We start from the raw sequence: 14,375 nt of genomic DNA, 5'->3' as shown, positions 1-14,375 counted from the left end.
AGAAAGTGAGATGATATGACGAATCAGACAAATTTCAAGCATGATACTGTTCTACTTCATGAAACCGTTGATATGCTTGAGATTAAGCCTGATGGTATCTATGTTGATGCCACACTTGGTGGTGCTGGTCACAGTGATTATCTGCTGAGCAAGCTCACGACGGGGCATTTGTATGCCTTTGATCAGGATGAAAATGCTCATGAAAATGCTAAAATAAGATTAAAAATGCAGCTTGACCAAGGATGTGTCACGCTGATTAAAGATAATTTCCGAAATATTCGTCAAGCACTCGCAGAACTTGATGTAACTGAATTTGATGGTATTCTTTATGATTTGGGGGTGTCTAGTCCACAATTTGATGATAGTCAACGCGGTTTTTCTTATAAAAAAGAGGCTCGTTTGGACATGCGCATGGATCAGTCGCAAGAGTTGAGCGCACATGAAGTTGTCAATACCTACGCTTTCAACGATTTGATGCGAATTTTCAGTCGGTATGGCGAAGAAAAATTTTCCAAGCAAATTGCAAGGAAGATTGAGCAAGCACGCAGTGTAAAAACGATTGATACAACTTTAGAATTAGCTGAAATCATCAAGTCTGCGCTACCACAAAAAGAACTCAAGAAAAAAGGACATCCAGCCAAAAGAATATTTCAAGCCATTCGTATTGAAGTCAATGATGAACTTGGTGCAGCGGCTGAATCTATTGAAACGGCGATTCATATGCTGAAAAAAGACGGTAGAATTTCAGTGATTACCTTTCATTCCTTGGAAGATAAGCTGACTAAGTCGCTGTTCAAGGAATATGCAACGATTGATATTCCGCGTGGCTTACCTATGGTACCAGATGAGATGAAACCTCTCTTAACCTTGGTTAATCGTAAGCCAGTATTAGCTAGTCAAGCAGAGTTAGAATTTAATAATCGTGCGCATTCTGCAAAATTAAGGGTGGCACAAAAAAACTAAAGTAGAAAGGAGAAAACTTGAAATGGCAGCAAAACCAAAAGAATATTTTGATATAAGAACAGCAAAAGAAAACGGAAGCTATAATATATCAGCTGATTCAATTGCCCCAGAGCTTTTGAGAAGAAAATTTAGCAAATTATCAACTGTCGAAAAAGTTTTCTACCTTTCGATTATTTTTTCAGCGGTCATGCTTGCAGTTGGGATGGTTTTTGTCAGAACAAAAATTATTGAGGTTGAGCAAAATACATTGGAAATTCAAACAGAAGTTTCGACTAAGGAAGACACACTCAAACTTTATGACCAACAGATTAATGAGTTGATGAATCCTGATCGTGTCTCAGGACAAGCCAAAGATAATGGCCTCAAATCTAATAATGAAAATGTAATAAAGGCAACGAAATAAATGATAGATTTTCTAAAAAAACTTTTTAAATTGCCATTTAGAAAGGTCGCTAAAAATGCGGCTAAGTCTCATTTGACCCCAGAAGCCAACCGTAAACGGATTGCGCAGGACATTTTGATTCTCGCTATCCTTGTGTTTACGGTTTTTATCGTTAGATTTTCGTGGCTTGTGGTCACAGATTCTAGTAATGGTGTTAAGCTCTCAGAGCGTGCAACAGCAAATTATTCTGAAACAGTCACAATTTTTGCTAAGCGAGGCTCAATTCTTGACCGTGAAGGTACGCCTATTGCAACAGATTCTAGTGATTACTCGGTTTATGTTATCTTAGATAAGGCTTATGTTTCTGGTGATGGTAAAAAACTTTATGCTGCGCCAGCAGATTTTGCTAAAATCGCCAAAATTTTTAAAGATAAGTTGGAGTTAGATGAGAGCTATACTAAAGAACAGTTGAGTCGAGAAGGTGTCAGTCAGGTTGAATTTGGCACGAAAGGGAAACACATTTCCTATACTAACAAGGAAGAAATTGAAGAAGCTGCCAAAGCCGTAGGTATTACGGGAATTGGTTTTACATCGCATTTGGCACGTTCTTATGGTGGAAATTTTGCATCAAACTTTATCGGATTAGCTGGTTTGAAAGACGGGGATGATGATACCAAAGGTTTAGTTGGTCAATTTGGAATAGAGGCTGCCCTAGATGATATTTTATCTGGTAAAAATGGTGTTGAAACATTAGAAAAAGATAAAAATGGTCAAGCTTTGCAAGGGGTAGCAAAATCAATTGTCCCTGCTAAGGATGGTGAGGATGTTTATACGACACTCTCAGCGCCTTTGCAGATTCAGTTAGAACAGCTTATAGATACGGCTTTGGAAAATTCAGGAGCTGAGGAAATCGTTGCGACGCTTGTCAAGGCTAATACAGGTGAAATCTTAGCAACAACTCAACGTCCAACTTTTGATGCGTCAACACAGACTGTTATTGGACCAAAAAATGATAAGAAATCAGACAAAGAAAATCTTTTTTATCAGATGAACTTCCTTTATCAAACAGTTTTTGAGCCGGGTTCTACCTTTAAGGTATTCACTTTAGGTGCAGCGATTGATACTAATAAATTTAGTGCTAATAGTACTTATGTTTCAGCACCGTTAGAGGTAGCAGATACTATTGTTCGCGACTGGGATGTTGAGGATGTACCGTCTGGTAATAGGATGACTTATGCCCAAGGTTTCGCTCACTCTTCAAATGTTGGCATGTCGAATCTTCAAAAGGCAATGGGAGATGAGGTTTGGGATGATTATCTGAAACGTTTCAAATTTGGTGTGCCGACACGAATGGGCGTTATCGAGGAAAGTTTTGGTAATTTACCTGAGCCCAATATTGTTGCTCAAGTCAACTCATCTTTTGGTCAGGGGGTTAGTGTGACGGAACTCCAAATGCTCCGCGGTTATACAGCGATTGCCAATGGTGGTGAGATGCTAGAGCCACATTTTATTTCCAAAATAGCAAATATCAATGATAATACTGAGCGTGTAACTAAACGTGAGATTGTCGGTAAACCTATTTCTGAAAATGCGGCAGATTCCGTTTTGAAGTATATGGTTGGTGTCGGAACGGATAATGTTTTTGGTACGGCTTATAACTGGTTTGCTGGTGAGCCATACTTTCGTGTTGGTGGTCGAGAAGTTTCGGTCAAGACTGGTACAGCAGAAGTTGCAAATCCGACTGGTGGCTACTATAAAGGCCTTACTTCTTATCTTTACTCAGCAGTTGCTATGGTACCAGCTGAAAATCCTGATTTCATTTTTTATATGACGGTTAAATTGCCTAGTAATTGGACTTTGGCATTTATTTCTGATGTGGCAAATCCTTTGTTGGAACGTGCCTATGAACTGAAATCATCACTTGATACACAAGTAACCTCAAATGATAGGGTCAAAGAGGCGAAAATTACTTTGAAAGATTATAAGGGGAAAGCGCCTGGCTTGACACTTGAACAATTACGTCGACTAATTTTAAAACCAGTTGTTATTGGTAGTGGTGATGCAATTACTGAGCAATCTATCGAAGCAGGCACAAAATTAGGTGCTAATGAACGTATTTTATTGTTGACAAATGGTGAGATTACGATGCCTGATATTTATGACTGGTCCAAACAAGATGTTGAAACTTTGGCAAAATGGACAGGACTAGAGGTAATTTTTGAGGGCGATGATGTAGGAAAAGTCACGGAACAAAGTATTAAAATGAATGAAGAAGTCAAGAAAGGTCTGAAATTGACCGTGACTTTGAAATAAAAAATTAACGGAGATTTGCGAAAAATAATATGATATTAAACGCTATTACCGCTGGTATTGTGGCTTTGATTATGACGAGCCTTTCAATTCCAGCCTTTATCCAATTTTTTCAGAAAAAGAAAATTGGTGGTCAACAAATGCACGAAGATGTCAAGCAACATGCCGATAAAGCTGGGACACCAACTATGGGGGGCTTTGTTTTTGTTGTTGTCAGCTTAACGATCTCCTTGTTTTTTGCGCTGATTTTTGGCAAGTTGACACCTGCTTTTATTACGATGTGGATTGTCTATGCTGTTTATGCAGTTGTTGGCTTTTTGGATGATTTTCTGAAAATTTTCAAGCAAGTCAATCAAGGCTTGACGACGATTCAAAAGTTCACGGCGCAGATTATTACGGGGATTATTGCTTATTTGGTTTATGCGCATGAAAGTGGTGCGAATTATCTCAATATTTTTGGATACCCGATCAATCTGGGTGTTTTCTTTGTACTGTTCCTCGTTTTTTGGCTCGTTGGCTTTTCAAATGCTGTTAATCTGACGGACGGTATTGACGGTCTAGCCTCGATTTCAGTTGTCATCTCCCTCCTTGCCTATGCGGTAATTGCCTATCATCAAAAACGTTTCGATGTCTTGCTGATGATTGTCACGGTCATCGGGAGCCTGCTAGGTTTCTTTGTGTTCAATCATAAGCCAGCCAAGATTTTCATGGGCGATGTCGGCAGTCTTGCACTGGGCGGCTTACTTGGGATTATCTCGATTATTCTCAATGTTGAGTGGACACTCCTCTTGATAGGGATTGTCTACGTTCTTGAAACGCTAAGTGTCATCATACAAGTGCTTTATTTCAAGCTGACTCACGGCAAGCGCATTTTTCGCATGACACCAGTACATCATCATTTTGAACTTGGTGGTTTTTCGGGCAATGGTAAACCTTGGTCTGAGTGGCAAGTTGACTTCTTTTTTTGGAGTGTTACCTTGCTTGGATCAGTGCTTGCGCTAGTCATTTATTTCATACAAAATTAAGTCTTGATTAACAGAGACTTTTTCTTTGATTAAAAAAGAATAAAGCGTATAATAAAAGTATAGTAAGTATTTTTAAAATCGAGGAGGAAAGTCATATGTCAAATACAATCAATGCAGGTGTCGCAGCAGTTAAGGTGTTGGAAGAATGGGGAGTGAAACACATCTACGGCATTCCTGGTGGGTCGATTAATTCGTTCATGGATGCGCTTTTGCATGAAAAGGATGAAATAACTTATATTCAAGTGCGTCATGAAGAAGTGGGTGCTATGGCTGCGAGTATGCACGCTAAATTCACAGGGCATATTGGCGTGGCTTTTGGTTCAGCTGGACCTGGTGGGACGCATTTGCTCAATGGTCTTTATGATGCGCGTGAGGATCATGTGCCTGTTCTTGCTATTGTTGGGCAATTTGCGACGACTGGCATGAATATGGATACTTTCCAAGAAATGAATGAAAATCCGATTTATGCGGATGTTGCTGTCTATAATCGCACTGTTACAACGGCTGAACAGTTGCCCCATATCATAGATGAGGCGATTCGTCAGGCTTATGCTAAAAATGGTGTTGCTGTCGTTCAGTTGCCTGTTGATCTTGGCACGAAAGAGATACCGAGCCAAGCCTTTTATTCGGCAGCGAATGCGTACAGGAAATTGCCGCGTCCTAGTCTCCATTTTGCTGACATTGAATCAGCAGTAGAAATTTTAGAAAATTCTGAAAAAACGGTCATCTACGCAGGCATCGGGGCGCGTGGCGCAGGGGACGACATTGTTGCGCTTGCGCGCAAAATCAAAGCGCCTGTCGCTGTGACGGGAATTGCTTATGATGTGTTTGACTCAGACTTTGAGGGCTTGCTCGGTTCAGCCAATCGTGTCGCTATTAAGCCTGCAAATGATGCCTTTCCAAATGCTGATACAGTTCTTTTTGTTGGCAATAATTATCCATTTGCCGAAGTTACAAATGTTTTTGAAAATGTCAAAAATTTTATCCAAATTGATCTTAATCCCGCTAATCTCGGCAAACGTCATCATAATGATGTGACTATTTTGGGCGATGCGGGAGATGCCATTCGTGAAATAACGCGACAAATTAGTGAAAAAGCTGAAACGCCTTGGTGGCGCGCTAATCTTTTGAATATCCAAAACTGGCGTGATTATGTGACTAAACTTGAGACGAAAACGGCTGGTAATTTGCAACTTTACCAAGTCTATCATCAAATCAATCAACATGCCGCTGCTGATGCGATTTTTTCTATTGATGTTGGCGATGTGACGCAAACTTCTGTTCGGCATCTGCACCTCAATCCTAAACAAATGTGGCGGACGTCTAACCTGTTTGCAACGATGGGGATTGGCATTCCTGGTGCGATAACAGCAAAACTTGATTTTCCTAATCGCCAAGTCTGGAATCTGGCTGGTGACGGCGGTTTCAACATGGTTATGCAGGATCTCGCGACCCAAGTTCAGTATAACTTGCCGATTATCAACCTCGTTTTCAGCAATCAGCAGTTCGGCTTTATCAAAGATGAGCAAGAGGATACAAATTCAGGTTATTTCGGTGTCGAGTTTGCTGGTGTTGAGTTTGCCAAAATTGCAGATGCCATGGGTGCAAAAGGCTATACTTTAACAAGGTTAGCGGATGCGAAAACTGTTTTTGAGCATGCCTTAGCTGATGTGGCAAATGGGTTGACCGTCTTAATTGATGCCAAAATCTCAACTGATCGGCCGATACCAGTTGAAAGTCTGATTTTGGACGATAAAATTCACACAGCAGCTGATATTGCTGCTTTCCGTAAACGTTATGAGGCTGAGGACTTAGTGCCATTTGCAGATTTCCTAAAAGCTGAAGGGATTGAACCTGAATATAAGGCAACAGATTTGGGTGGTTTCTGAAAATAGTGCTAAAATATGATATAATAATCTCATTGCTTGTGAGATTATTTTTATTATCTCACGATAATTTTTGAAAAGGGTAAGAAGAAAATGATAATCACAAAAACTTTTTCATTTGATATGGCGCATATGTTGGATGGTCATGATGGCAAATGCAATAATTTGCATGGTCACACTTATCAGCTCAAAGTTGCGTTACAAGGTAATGTTTGCCAAACTGGTGCGAAATCAGGTATGATACGAGATTATGGCGACATTAAGCAGTGTGTCAAGATGACGATTTTAGACTTTTTCGACCATGCTTTTGTTTATGATGAAACGCGCGAGATTGAAAGGCAGATTGCGACGCTTTTGGCAAATGATGGTAGGAAAATTTATCGGCTGACAAAGCGAACAACAGCAGAAAATATCAGCCAAGTTATTTTTAGACTGCTGAAATCTCACATGCCTGAGTTGACTTATATTGAGCTGTTTGAAACTCAGAGTAGTTCTTGCATTTACGGAGAAGTTGATGAAAAATAACCAAGGAAATTTTCCAATTGTTGAGATTTTTGAGTCAATTCAAGGCGAGGGTGCAAATACCGGCCGTCCCGCTATTTTCATCCGCCTTGGCAAATGTAATCTGGCTTGTCCATGGTGTGATACTGATTTTAATACTTTTGAAACTTGGACGTTGGCGCAAATCATGATAGAAATTGCCCCTTTTCAAGCTAAAAATATCATTATCACAGGTGGCGAACCAACGGTTCATCAAAATTTAGCGTTTTTAGTTTCAGAATTAAAAAACGCCAATTATCAAGTTTGGTTAGAGACAAATGGCTTGTTGGATGTACCAAGGCAAGTTGATTATGTGGCGACAAGTCCCAAACGTCTGTATCGTAAAATGTATGAGAAACATAGTATTTCAAAGGCAAATGAAGTCAGAATTGTTATTGATGACAGTGAAACGAGCTTTGAGTTTTGTCAATTTATTGAGCAAAAAATCGCAGCTGAGCATTATTTTGTTTCACCTTGCGAGGTAGACGGCGTGATTAACTGGGAAGAAACTGTGCGTGTTTTGGGGCAGTTGAATAATCGCCAAAATCGCTTGAATAATTGGTTTTTGAGTATTCAGACACATAAGATAATGGCTATTCGTTAATGGAAAATTTGTTAGGATTGTAAATACCGTAGCTAAATTTGGCGAAAATTAGCTTGAGATTACATAGGGTATCTTTGAGTATACTTTAAAGTTTAGGAGAAAAAGATGACAATTAAAACAATTATTTTTGATTTAGATGACACCTTGCTGTCGGATTCGGCAGCGGTGCAACTTGCTTTCGAGAGAACAACGGCTTTTGTGGCAGAAAAATTTCCGCAAGTTGAGGCGAAAATACTTGAGGAAGCGCTGAGAAAACGGGCGATTGATCTTTTTTCGACTTATGATTTCTATGATTTTACTGTGCAAATCGGTATTAGTCCATTTGAGGGACTTTGGGGCGAATTTTCTGATCAAACTTTGCGATTTCCTGAAATGGCGCGTCAAATCAATGCTTATCGCCAAATAGTTTGGACGACGGCTTTGGCAGATGTTGGCATCTCAGATAGGCGGTTAGTGAAATTGTTGAGTTTAATGTTTATTGCGATTCGGATGGAAAATTCAATTAGCTATGAGGATACTTATGCTACTTTGGCGCATTTGTATGAGACATATCAGCTAATTCTCTTGACGAATGGTGCGCCTTCTTTGCAAAATCTTAAACTTAATAAAGCGCCTAAATTCCGAAAATATTTTGATAAAATCATCATTTCAGGTGACTTTGGCAAGGGTAAACCATCGCTAGAAATTTTTGATTTTGCCATTTCTCGTGCCAAAGCTGATAAAAAAACATCAGTCATGGTGGGGGATAATCTATTTACAGATATTTTGGGGGCAAATACGTCAGGCATTAGGTCAATTTGGCTTAATCGTGATAATCTGCCTGCAAATGAAGCAGTCACACCAGATTTTACAGTAACAAGTTTGACGGAAGTTGTCGAATTAGTGGAGAAAGAAAATGGCAATTGATAAGAAATATTTAACCAATCGTGTCACGGGAGAAATCGGGCAAGCGAGTGCGATTCATTTTCCAAAAACAAGACAAGAAGTTGTAAAAATCATCCAAGAAGTCAGGGATAATCAGCAAAAACTCATCACAATTGGCGCACATACTGGACTTTCAGGGGCAACATTTCCCGATGATAATCAGGTACTGATGAGTTTGGAGAAACTTAATAAAATCGTCAAACTAGACATTGAAACGCAGACCTTGACGGTTGAGGCGGGCGTGACAATCGCTGAAATTTCAAATTTTCTTGCTGATACACCGTATTTTTATGCACCAGATCCTGGCAGTAAAGCCGCAAGTATCGGTGGCAATGCGGCGACAAATGCGGGTGGTATGCGTGCTGTCAAATATGGTGTGACACGTGATAATATTCGGGGTATGCGCGTGGTTTTAGCTGATAGTAGCGAGATTCAAGTCGGCTCTATCAATCGAAAAGATAGCTCGGGGTATGACCTCAAAGATATTTTTATTGGCAGTGAAGGCACCCTAGGGGTAATAACCGATCTGGACTTAAAAATTCAACCTAAACCACAGTTTACGCGTGATATTTTACTTGGTTTTGAGTCACTGACAAGTCTTGCGCCGAAAGTTTTTGAGATTCTTTCGTCAGGGCTTGTGCCTGCCACTTTGGAATTTTTTGAGCGTGATAGCATTGCCTTTTCAGAGCGTGCCTTGGGGCTTGCTTTTCCAAAAATCGTTGGCCAGGCTTTTTTGCTAATTACTTTGGATGGTAATGATAGTGTCCAACTTGATAAAGAGCTGACTTATTTGACAACTTTGAGTGAGCATGCCTTGGTTTTGACTAAAGAAACACGAGAAAATGTTTGGCAGCTTCGAGGGGCGATTGTCTCATCAGTTGAACTTGAAACGATTCAAGAACCTTTGGATGTTGTTGTACCGATAAATAGCGTTGCACCGACGATTTTGGCGCTCAAAAAAATGGCAAAGGCTGAGGCCTTGTCAGCTATCTTTTTCGGACATGCTGGTGATGGCAATATCCACGCCAACATTCTCAAAAATCAACTGACTGATGAAGAATGGATAGGAAAACTGAACAAATATTTGGATCAACTTTACGCTTATATCGCAAAAGTTGGTGGTAAGCCGTCGGCTGAGCATGGCATTGGTATTTTGAAAAAGAAATATTTTCAAAACTATATCGGGAAAAATGAACTTAGCGCAATGAAACGGTTGAAGTCTGTATTTGATCCAACGAGTCTGCTCAATCCTGGTAAAATATTTGATTAAGATAAGAAGTTATGACAAGTTCATAACTTTTTTAAGTTTCAGATAAGATCTGCATAAGTTTCAATTTAGCTATAAATGATATTATAATAATATCAAACAGATTTGAGAGGATTATGATGCAAGCCCTTAAGAAATTTTTGACGAAAAAACGTTTGCGCAACATTGGGACAATTCTTGTCGTTTTTAGCTTGGGATTTGGTAGTGGTTTGCTAGCAAAGTCGCAAGTTAAATCTAAAATTCCTGAAAGAATTAAGCGGCAGACTTTTGATGTTCAGTTACCAAGTGGCAATGACAGTCGTAATTTTAGGACGATACGTCCGGATGTTGAAAGCGGACCGACTGCTGATTTGGCTGATAAATTAACGGCAGGAACTGAAACTGGCACATTTTAAATGTGAGTTTAATTAAGGAGAAAAAATGGATTTTATAAGACGTGCTTGCTTATTTAGCAAGGCAAAAATTGGGCGGACGCTACTTTTGATTGTGACTTTTTCAGCGATTCTGATTTTTGTTTTATCAGGACTTGTGATTCACAATTCGGCTAAAAAAGCAATTGAAACTGCTAAAAAGGAAACGGGTGCAACGGTCACTTTGTCGGTCAATCGTGAGGCGATGATGAAAAAGGCGCGTGAAGCGATGTCTGAATCATCTGAGGGTAAAAATATGATGAAGCTTGAAATGACACCAGTCAAATTATCTGATGCGACTGCTATTTCTGAGCTTTCGGGTGTTAAATCTTACAATTTTGTCAAAGAGGCAACTGCAACAAAAGGCAACATTGAACCAGTTGCTAATAATGAGAAGGCAACTGAGCCAACGATTGAACAAGGTGGTGTTGAAGTTGAAGAGATAGAAGGTGACGGTGGTCGTCAAGCAGGTGGTCGTGGTGGAAAAGTTGAGATGAGTGGTATGACGATGCCTGATTTTACCATTTCTGGGACGAATAATCTTAAAACGGTCAATGCTTTTGCGGATGGGAGTAGTGAGCTGACGAGTGGTCGGCTGCTAACAGCTAATGATGAAAAGACAAATAATGTTGTGATTGAGGCTGATTTGGCTGAGGCAAATGACCTGAAAGTTGGCTCAACATTTACAATCACTGACGAATCAGATAAAGTCTATACTTTGACTGTTATCGGTATCTTTAAATCAACAGCGAGCGCTGATAGCATGGGGATGACTTTTAACTTTATGAACCCGAGCAACAAAATGTATACGAGTTTGACTTTTGCAAACACGCTTGAAGGGACGACTGATACACTTGAAAGTGCAACCTATCACTTGGAAAATCCTGAAAAGAGCGAGAGTTTTGTCAAAGCCGCTCAAAAATTGGTTGACACCGAAACTTACAGTGTGACAAGCAATGATGCCATGTACCAACAAATGCTTGCTCCACTCAATAATGTTGCGAAATTTGCGCGCAATATTGTTCTTTTGGTGGCGATTGCTGGCACGATTATTTTAAGTCTTATTGTTATCTTAACGATTCGTGAACGCCGTGGCGAGATTGGCATTCTCATGAGTATGGGCGAAAGCCGTTTCAAGATTATCGGTCAATTTTTTGTTGAACTTTTCCTTGTTATGCTTGTGGCGGTCGGACTTGCGGCAACATCTGGTAATCTTGTTGGCAATGCGATTGGCAGTCAGCTTTTGAGTAGCCAAACGGCAAAAACGGCAGAAACAACTAGCTCTGGTCAACCACAAGTCGGTGATGTTCAAGTTTTCGATACAAATGGTGGCGGTCATGAAAAAGGCGGTCGAGCTAGCAGAAAGCCATTTGGACAAAGTGCAGCTGAGATTAAAGAAATCAATGAATTAAATGTGAAAATGACTGGCTCACAACTTACAATTTTGGCAGCCATTGCGCTTGGTATTATCGTGGTTGCGATTATCATTGCAAGCCTTGGCATTATCAGACTCAATCCAAAAGAAATCTTGACGGGAGCTTAAATATGACACTAAAAATTGAAAATTTGACGTATTATTATACGCAAAATGCTGATGATTATCTGTTCAAAGATGTTACGGAAACTTTTGACGAGGGTGTCATGTATGCGATTCTTGGCAGTTCGGGTAGTGGAAAAACGACCTTGCTTTCATTATTGGCAGGACTTGATACGCCAAAATCTGGTACTGTTAAATTTGATGAGACTGACATTAAAAAACAGGGACTTACTAAGTACCGTCTTAATACTGTTTCAACTGTTTTTCAATCCTTTAATCTTCTGACTTATATGACTGCTTTTCAAAATGTTAAAACAGCTATTAATATTTCAGGTGTTAAATATGCTGATGAAAAACAAGCAATTATTGATATTTTTGCTAAGGTTGGCTTGGGCGAAGAGTTGATTTATAAACCTGTCAAGCAACTTTCAGGCGGACAACAGCAACGTGTGGCGATTGCGCGGAGCTTGATTACCAAGTCGAAAATTATCATCGCTGATGAGCCGACAGGGAATCTTGATGAACAAACAACGCAAGACATTGTTAAAATTTTCCAAGATATTGCTCATAATGAAAATAAAATCGTGATTGTTGTCACACATGAAAATGAAGTTGCTAAGGCGAGTGACGTGATTTATGAATTGAAAGATAAGGTATTTGCTCGGAAGTTAGCTTAATAAAAAAACTCATCAGATTAGAAAAATCTGATGAGTTTTTTATATCAGTCCAAAATGCTGACAAGCCTTGAAAATGCCATCATTTCCGACAATATCTGTCACATAATCAGCTTTTTCCTTGAGTAAGTCAACGGCATTTCCCATGGCAACAGCAGTGCCAACCGCCTCAAACATCTCAAAATCATTTGCCTCATCGCCGAAACAAATCGCTTGGTTGGGCGCAATATTCATGATTTGGAGCATTTCGTGAATGCCCGTTGCTTTGCTCGTGTCAGTTGCATGAATATTGACGACGTTTGGCGCAACTCTCACAGCAACAATGTCAGGTAAATGAAGTTCAAAAGGTTCGCCGACAGGGATAATGCAAGAAAATTGCAAAATGCCTTTAGGCAACGCCTGTCCTTGTTGAAGTCGCAAAATGCTTGTCGCTGTTTGGCTTGGAAAATCGTCGCCCTCAAAGCCATAAATATCTGATTTTGTCTCAACTAAAAAGGGAATTTCTCGTTCAGTCAAGCGATTGCTGATGTTGCTAATATGTTTGGCACTCAAGGTTTTTTCGTAAATATCAGTGCCTTTATAAGTAACCAGTTGCCCATTTGAGCTGATTAGACTGTCAAGTTGGAGCTGTTTGATGACTGGCTCAACCATATTTTTATTGCGTCCAGTTGCGATAACAGGCTCAATTCCATTTTCCTTGAGCTGTAATAAAGCCTGTTTAGCGGAGTTTGGAATGCGCTCGAAAAGTGACAAATGATGTGGCAAGTCATTATCAGCAAGTGTTCCGTCAATGTCAAAGAAAGCGATTTTGTAGTCTGTCATTTTTAAAATTCCTTTCGATATTTATTTTAATTTATTCCGTAATTTTTCAATAAAAAGATAAGTTGCAGGACAAGTCAAAGTGTTTTTGAGTGTCAGATGATTAATCTGATAAAATTTTTTGCGATCAGTATGTGGGAACTCGCGACAAGCTTTGGGGCGAACATCGTAAATATCACAAAGATTATCACATCCCAAAAACGGACAAGGCATGCACTTAAAAATTTTGTCACCGTCCTCATCAACTTGTAGATAAGTTGTCTCAAAATTGGCGAGTTTCAGTCGCATATGTTTTGCGATTCGCTCAATATCAGCCTCTGTAAACAATGGTCCTAAAGATTTGCAACAATTAGCACATTGGGTACAGTCAATTTCTCTAAAAACAGCCTCATGTATTTCTTTTGTCAATTGATCCAGATTTTTCGGTGGTTTCTTTTTGAGAGATGCCAAAAATTGTTTGTGCTCTTTTTGCTTTTGAAGCGCTAATTCCTTATAATGTGCAATATCCATGTTTCTTATTTTATCATAAAATGTGATGAAAACTTCTGTTTTGTTATGGATTTTATGGAAAATAGTTGGAAAAGGGCTTGTGTTTTACATTTGTTTTATGTATAATGGTTTAGTTGGCGGTGTCAACTTATCAATCTTACTATTTGGAGGTCAATATGACTGGTGCTGATATTTTTCTTATTTTATTATTTACGATATGGTATGTTTTAACGATTGTGCAAATTTTTTTCGCGCTCGGAACTGCTTACCGTCGGACGAAACGCGGTGGTGATAACGGTGTTGCACTTTATGGTTGGATGTTTGTTTACGCTCTTGCAAGCATGGTACCAGGTTTAGGTATTTGGCTTTGGCTTAAAAGTAAAGATGATCAAAATAATTAACCCAAAACACTGTCAAGCGAAATTGAAAATGTCCCAAAAAAAGTCTAAACATGAGTTACGTTTTGCTAAAGCAAAATTTGCTTTTAGATTCCATTTTTGATATGATTGAGTTATGATTTATGCTGAATTTTCAGCTTGATATTC

15 protein-coding genes are annotated in these 14,375 nt (G+C 39.4%); 13 read left to right on the top strand and 2 right to left on the bottom strand.

All coding sequences use genetic code 11. The features are described 5' to 3' along the window. The first annotated feature begins 15 nt into the window (after positions 1 to 15). The 12 genes from rsmH to Hs30E_RS01255 all read left to right on the top strand — a co-directional run bounded on the left by rsmH (position 16) and on the right by Hs30E_RS01255 (position 12,525). Positions 16 to 963, top strand: coding sequence for a 16S rRNA (cytosine(1402)-N(4))-methyltransferase RsmH (rsmH, locus tag Hs30E_RS01310; protein ID WP_172207408.1), 948 nt, complete (start codon positions 16 to 18; stop codon positions 961 to 963). 22 nt (positions 964 to 985) lie between these two features. Then, entirely contained in the window at positions 986 to 1,366 is a 381-nt protein-coding gene (locus tag Hs30E_RS01305) for a cell division protein FtsL (protein ID WP_172207407.1), read from the top strand. Further along, the gene (locus tag Hs30E_RS01300; protein WP_172207405.1) at positions 1,367 to 3,658 is read left to right on the top strand and encodes a penicillin-binding transpeptidase domain-containing protein; all 2,292 of its coding nucleotides are present in this window, start codon (positions 1,367 to 1,369) and stop codon (positions 3,656 to 3,658) included. A gap of 29 nt (positions 3,659 to 3,687) precedes the next feature. Then, complete coding sequence (gene mraY / locus Hs30E_RS01295) at positions 3,688 to 4,680, top strand: phospho-N-acetylmuramoyl-pentapeptide-transferase (protein WP_172207404.1); 993 nt, start codon at positions 3,688 to 3,690, stop codon at positions 4,678 to 4,680. Between the two features lie 95 nt (positions 4,681 to 4,775). After that, positions 4,776 to 6,569: a pyruvate oxidase gene (spxB, locus tag Hs30E_RS01290; RefSeq protein WP_172207402.1), complete on the top strand. Its 1,794-nt coding sequence runs from the start codon at positions 4,776 to 4,778 to the stop codon at positions 6,567 to 6,569. Between the two features lie 90 nt (positions 6,570 to 6,659). After that, positions 6,660 to 7,091, top strand: coding sequence for a 6-carboxytetrahydropterin synthase QueD (gene queD, locus Hs30E_RS01285; RefSeq protein WP_172207401.1), 432 nt, complete (start codon positions 6,660 to 6,662; stop codon positions 7,089 to 7,091). After that, positions 7,081 to 7,710, top strand: coding sequence for a 7-carboxy-7-deazaguanine synthase QueE (locus Hs30E_RS01280; protein WP_172207399.1), 630 nt, complete (start codon positions 7,081 to 7,083; stop codon positions 7,708 to 7,710). Before queD ends, Hs30E_RS01280 begins: the two co-directional genes overlap by 11 nt. A 105-nt stretch (positions 7,711 to 7,815) precedes the next feature. Beyond that, on the top strand, positions 7,816 to 8,616 hold the full coding sequence (locus Hs30E_RS01275) for an HAD family hydrolase (protein WP_172207398.1): 801 nt from the start codon (positions 7,816 to 7,818) through the stop codon (positions 8,614 to 8,616). Beyond that, complete coding sequence (locus tag Hs30E_RS01270; protein WP_172207396.1) at positions 8,606 to 9,904, top strand: FAD-binding oxidoreductase; 1,299 nt, start codon at positions 8,606 to 8,608, stop codon at positions 9,902 to 9,904. Before Hs30E_RS01275 ends, Hs30E_RS01270 begins: the two co-directional genes overlap by 11 nt. A 113-nt stretch (positions 9,905 to 10,017) precedes the next feature. Beyond that, positions 10,018 to 10,296, top strand: coding sequence for a hypothetical protein (locus Hs30E_RS01265; protein ID WP_172207395.1), 279 nt, complete (start codon positions 10,018 to 10,020; stop codon positions 10,294 to 10,296). A 25-nt stretch (positions 10,297 to 10,321) separates the two neighbouring features. Continuing rightward, positions 10,322 to 11,854 (top strand): ABC transporter permease, encoded by a 1,533-nt coding sequence (locus Hs30E_RS01260; protein WP_172207393.1) that lies wholly within the window; start codon positions 10,322 to 10,324, stop codon positions 11,852 to 11,854. 2 nt (positions 11,855 to 11,856) lie between these two features. Then, positions 11,857 to 12,525 carry an ABC transporter ATP-binding protein gene (locus tag Hs30E_RS01255; RefSeq protein ID WP_172207392.1) on the top strand — a complete coding sequence of 223 codons (669 nt, stop codon included), beginning with the start codon at positions 11,857 to 11,859 and terminating at the stop codon, positions 12,523 to 12,525. A gap of 39 nt (positions 12,526 to 12,564) precedes the next feature. On the opposite strand, the gene Hs30E_RS01250 is transcribed toward Hs30E_RS01255, so the two are convergent. Together Hs30E_RS01250 and Hs30E_RS01245 are read right to left on the bottom strand one after the other, a co-directional pair. Continuing rightward, entirely contained in the window at positions 12,565 to 13,344 is a 780-nt protein-coding gene (locus tag Hs30E_RS01250; protein WP_172207391.1) for a Cof-type HAD-IIB family hydrolase, read from the bottom strand. A gap of 21 nt (positions 13,345 to 13,365) precedes the next feature. Then, positions 13,366 to 13,851: a YkgJ family cysteine cluster protein gene (locus tag Hs30E_RS01245; protein ID WP_172207389.1), complete on the bottom strand. Its 486-nt coding sequence runs from the start codon at positions 13,849 to 13,851 to the stop codon at positions 13,366 to 13,368. A 119-nt stretch (positions 13,852 to 13,970) separates the two neighbouring features. On the opposite strand from Hs30E_RS01245, the gene Hs30E_RS01240 reads away from it, so the two are divergent. Further along, a complete protein-coding gene (locus Hs30E_RS01240; protein WP_228461962.1) occupies positions 13,971 to 14,231 on the top strand; it encodes a hypothetical protein in 261 nt (86 codons plus the stop codon). Positions 14,232 to 14,375 lie beyond the last annotated feature (144 nt).

Origin of the sequence: Pseudolactococcus hodotermopsidis (assembly GCF_011170085.1) — a bacterium.
GTDB classification, from domain to species: Bacteria; Bacillota; Bacilli; order Lactobacillales; family Streptococcaceae; genus Pseudolactococcus; species Pseudolactococcus hodotermopsidis.
The sequence above is the reverse complement of the archived record's forward strand: the minus strand, read 5'-3'. Positions and strand labels throughout refer to the sequence as shown.

Excerpts from the sequence above, each read along its gene's own strand:
- Hs30E_RS01255 (WP_172207392.1), top strand. The coding sequence starts at position 11,857 with ATGACACTAAAAATTGAAAATTTGACGTATTATTATACGCAAAATGCT.
- Hs30E_RS01270 (WP_172207396.1), top strand. The coding sequence starts at position 8,606 with ATGGCAATTGATAAGAAATATTTAACCAATCGTGTCACGGGAGAAATC.
- Hs30E_RS01245 (WP_172207389.1), bottom strand. The coding sequence starts at position 13,851 with ATGGATATTGCACATTATAAGGAATTAGCGCTTCAAAAGCAAAAAGAG.
- rsmH (WP_172207408.1), top strand. The coding sequence starts at position 16 with ATGACGAATCAGACAAATTTCAAGCATGATACTGTTCTACTTCATGAA.
- Hs30E_RS01300 (WP_172207405.1), top strand. The coding sequence starts at position 1,367 with ATGATAGATTTTCTAAAAAAACTTTTTAAATTGCCATTTAGAAAGGTC.
- Hs30E_RS01250 (WP_172207391.1), bottom strand. The coding sequence starts at position 13,344 with ATGACAGACTACAAAATCGCTTTCTTTGACATTGACGGAACACTTGCT.
- spxB (WP_172207402.1), top strand. The coding sequence starts at position 4,776 with ATGTCAAATACAATCAATGCAGGTGTCGCAGCAGTTAAGGTGTTGGAA.
- queD (WP_172207401.1), top strand. The coding sequence starts at position 6,660 with ATGATAATCACAAAAACTTTTTCATTTGATATGGCGCATATGTTGGAT.
- Hs30E_RS01260 (WP_172207393.1), top strand. The coding sequence starts at position 10,322 with ATGGATTTTATAAGACGTGCTTGCTTATTTAGCAAGGCAAAAATTGGG.
- Hs30E_RS01275 (WP_172207398.1), top strand. The coding sequence starts at position 7,816 with ATGACAATTAAAACAATTATTTTTGATTTAGATGACACCTTGCTGTCG.
- Hs30E_RS01305 (WP_172207407.1), top strand. The coding sequence starts at position 986 with ATGGCAGCAAAACCAAAAGAATATTTTGATATAAGAACAGCAAAAGAA.
- mraY (WP_172207404.1), top strand. The coding sequence starts at position 3,688 with ATGATATTAAACGCTATTACCGCTGGTATTGTGGCTTTGATTATGACG.
- Hs30E_RS01280 (WP_172207399.1), top strand. The coding sequence starts at position 7,081 with ATGAAAAATAACCAAGGAAATTTTCCAATTGTTGAGATTTTTGAGTCA.
- Hs30E_RS01265 (WP_172207395.1), top strand. The coding sequence starts at position 10,018 with ATGATGCAAGCCCTTAAGAAATTTTTGACGAAAAAACGTTTGCGCAAC.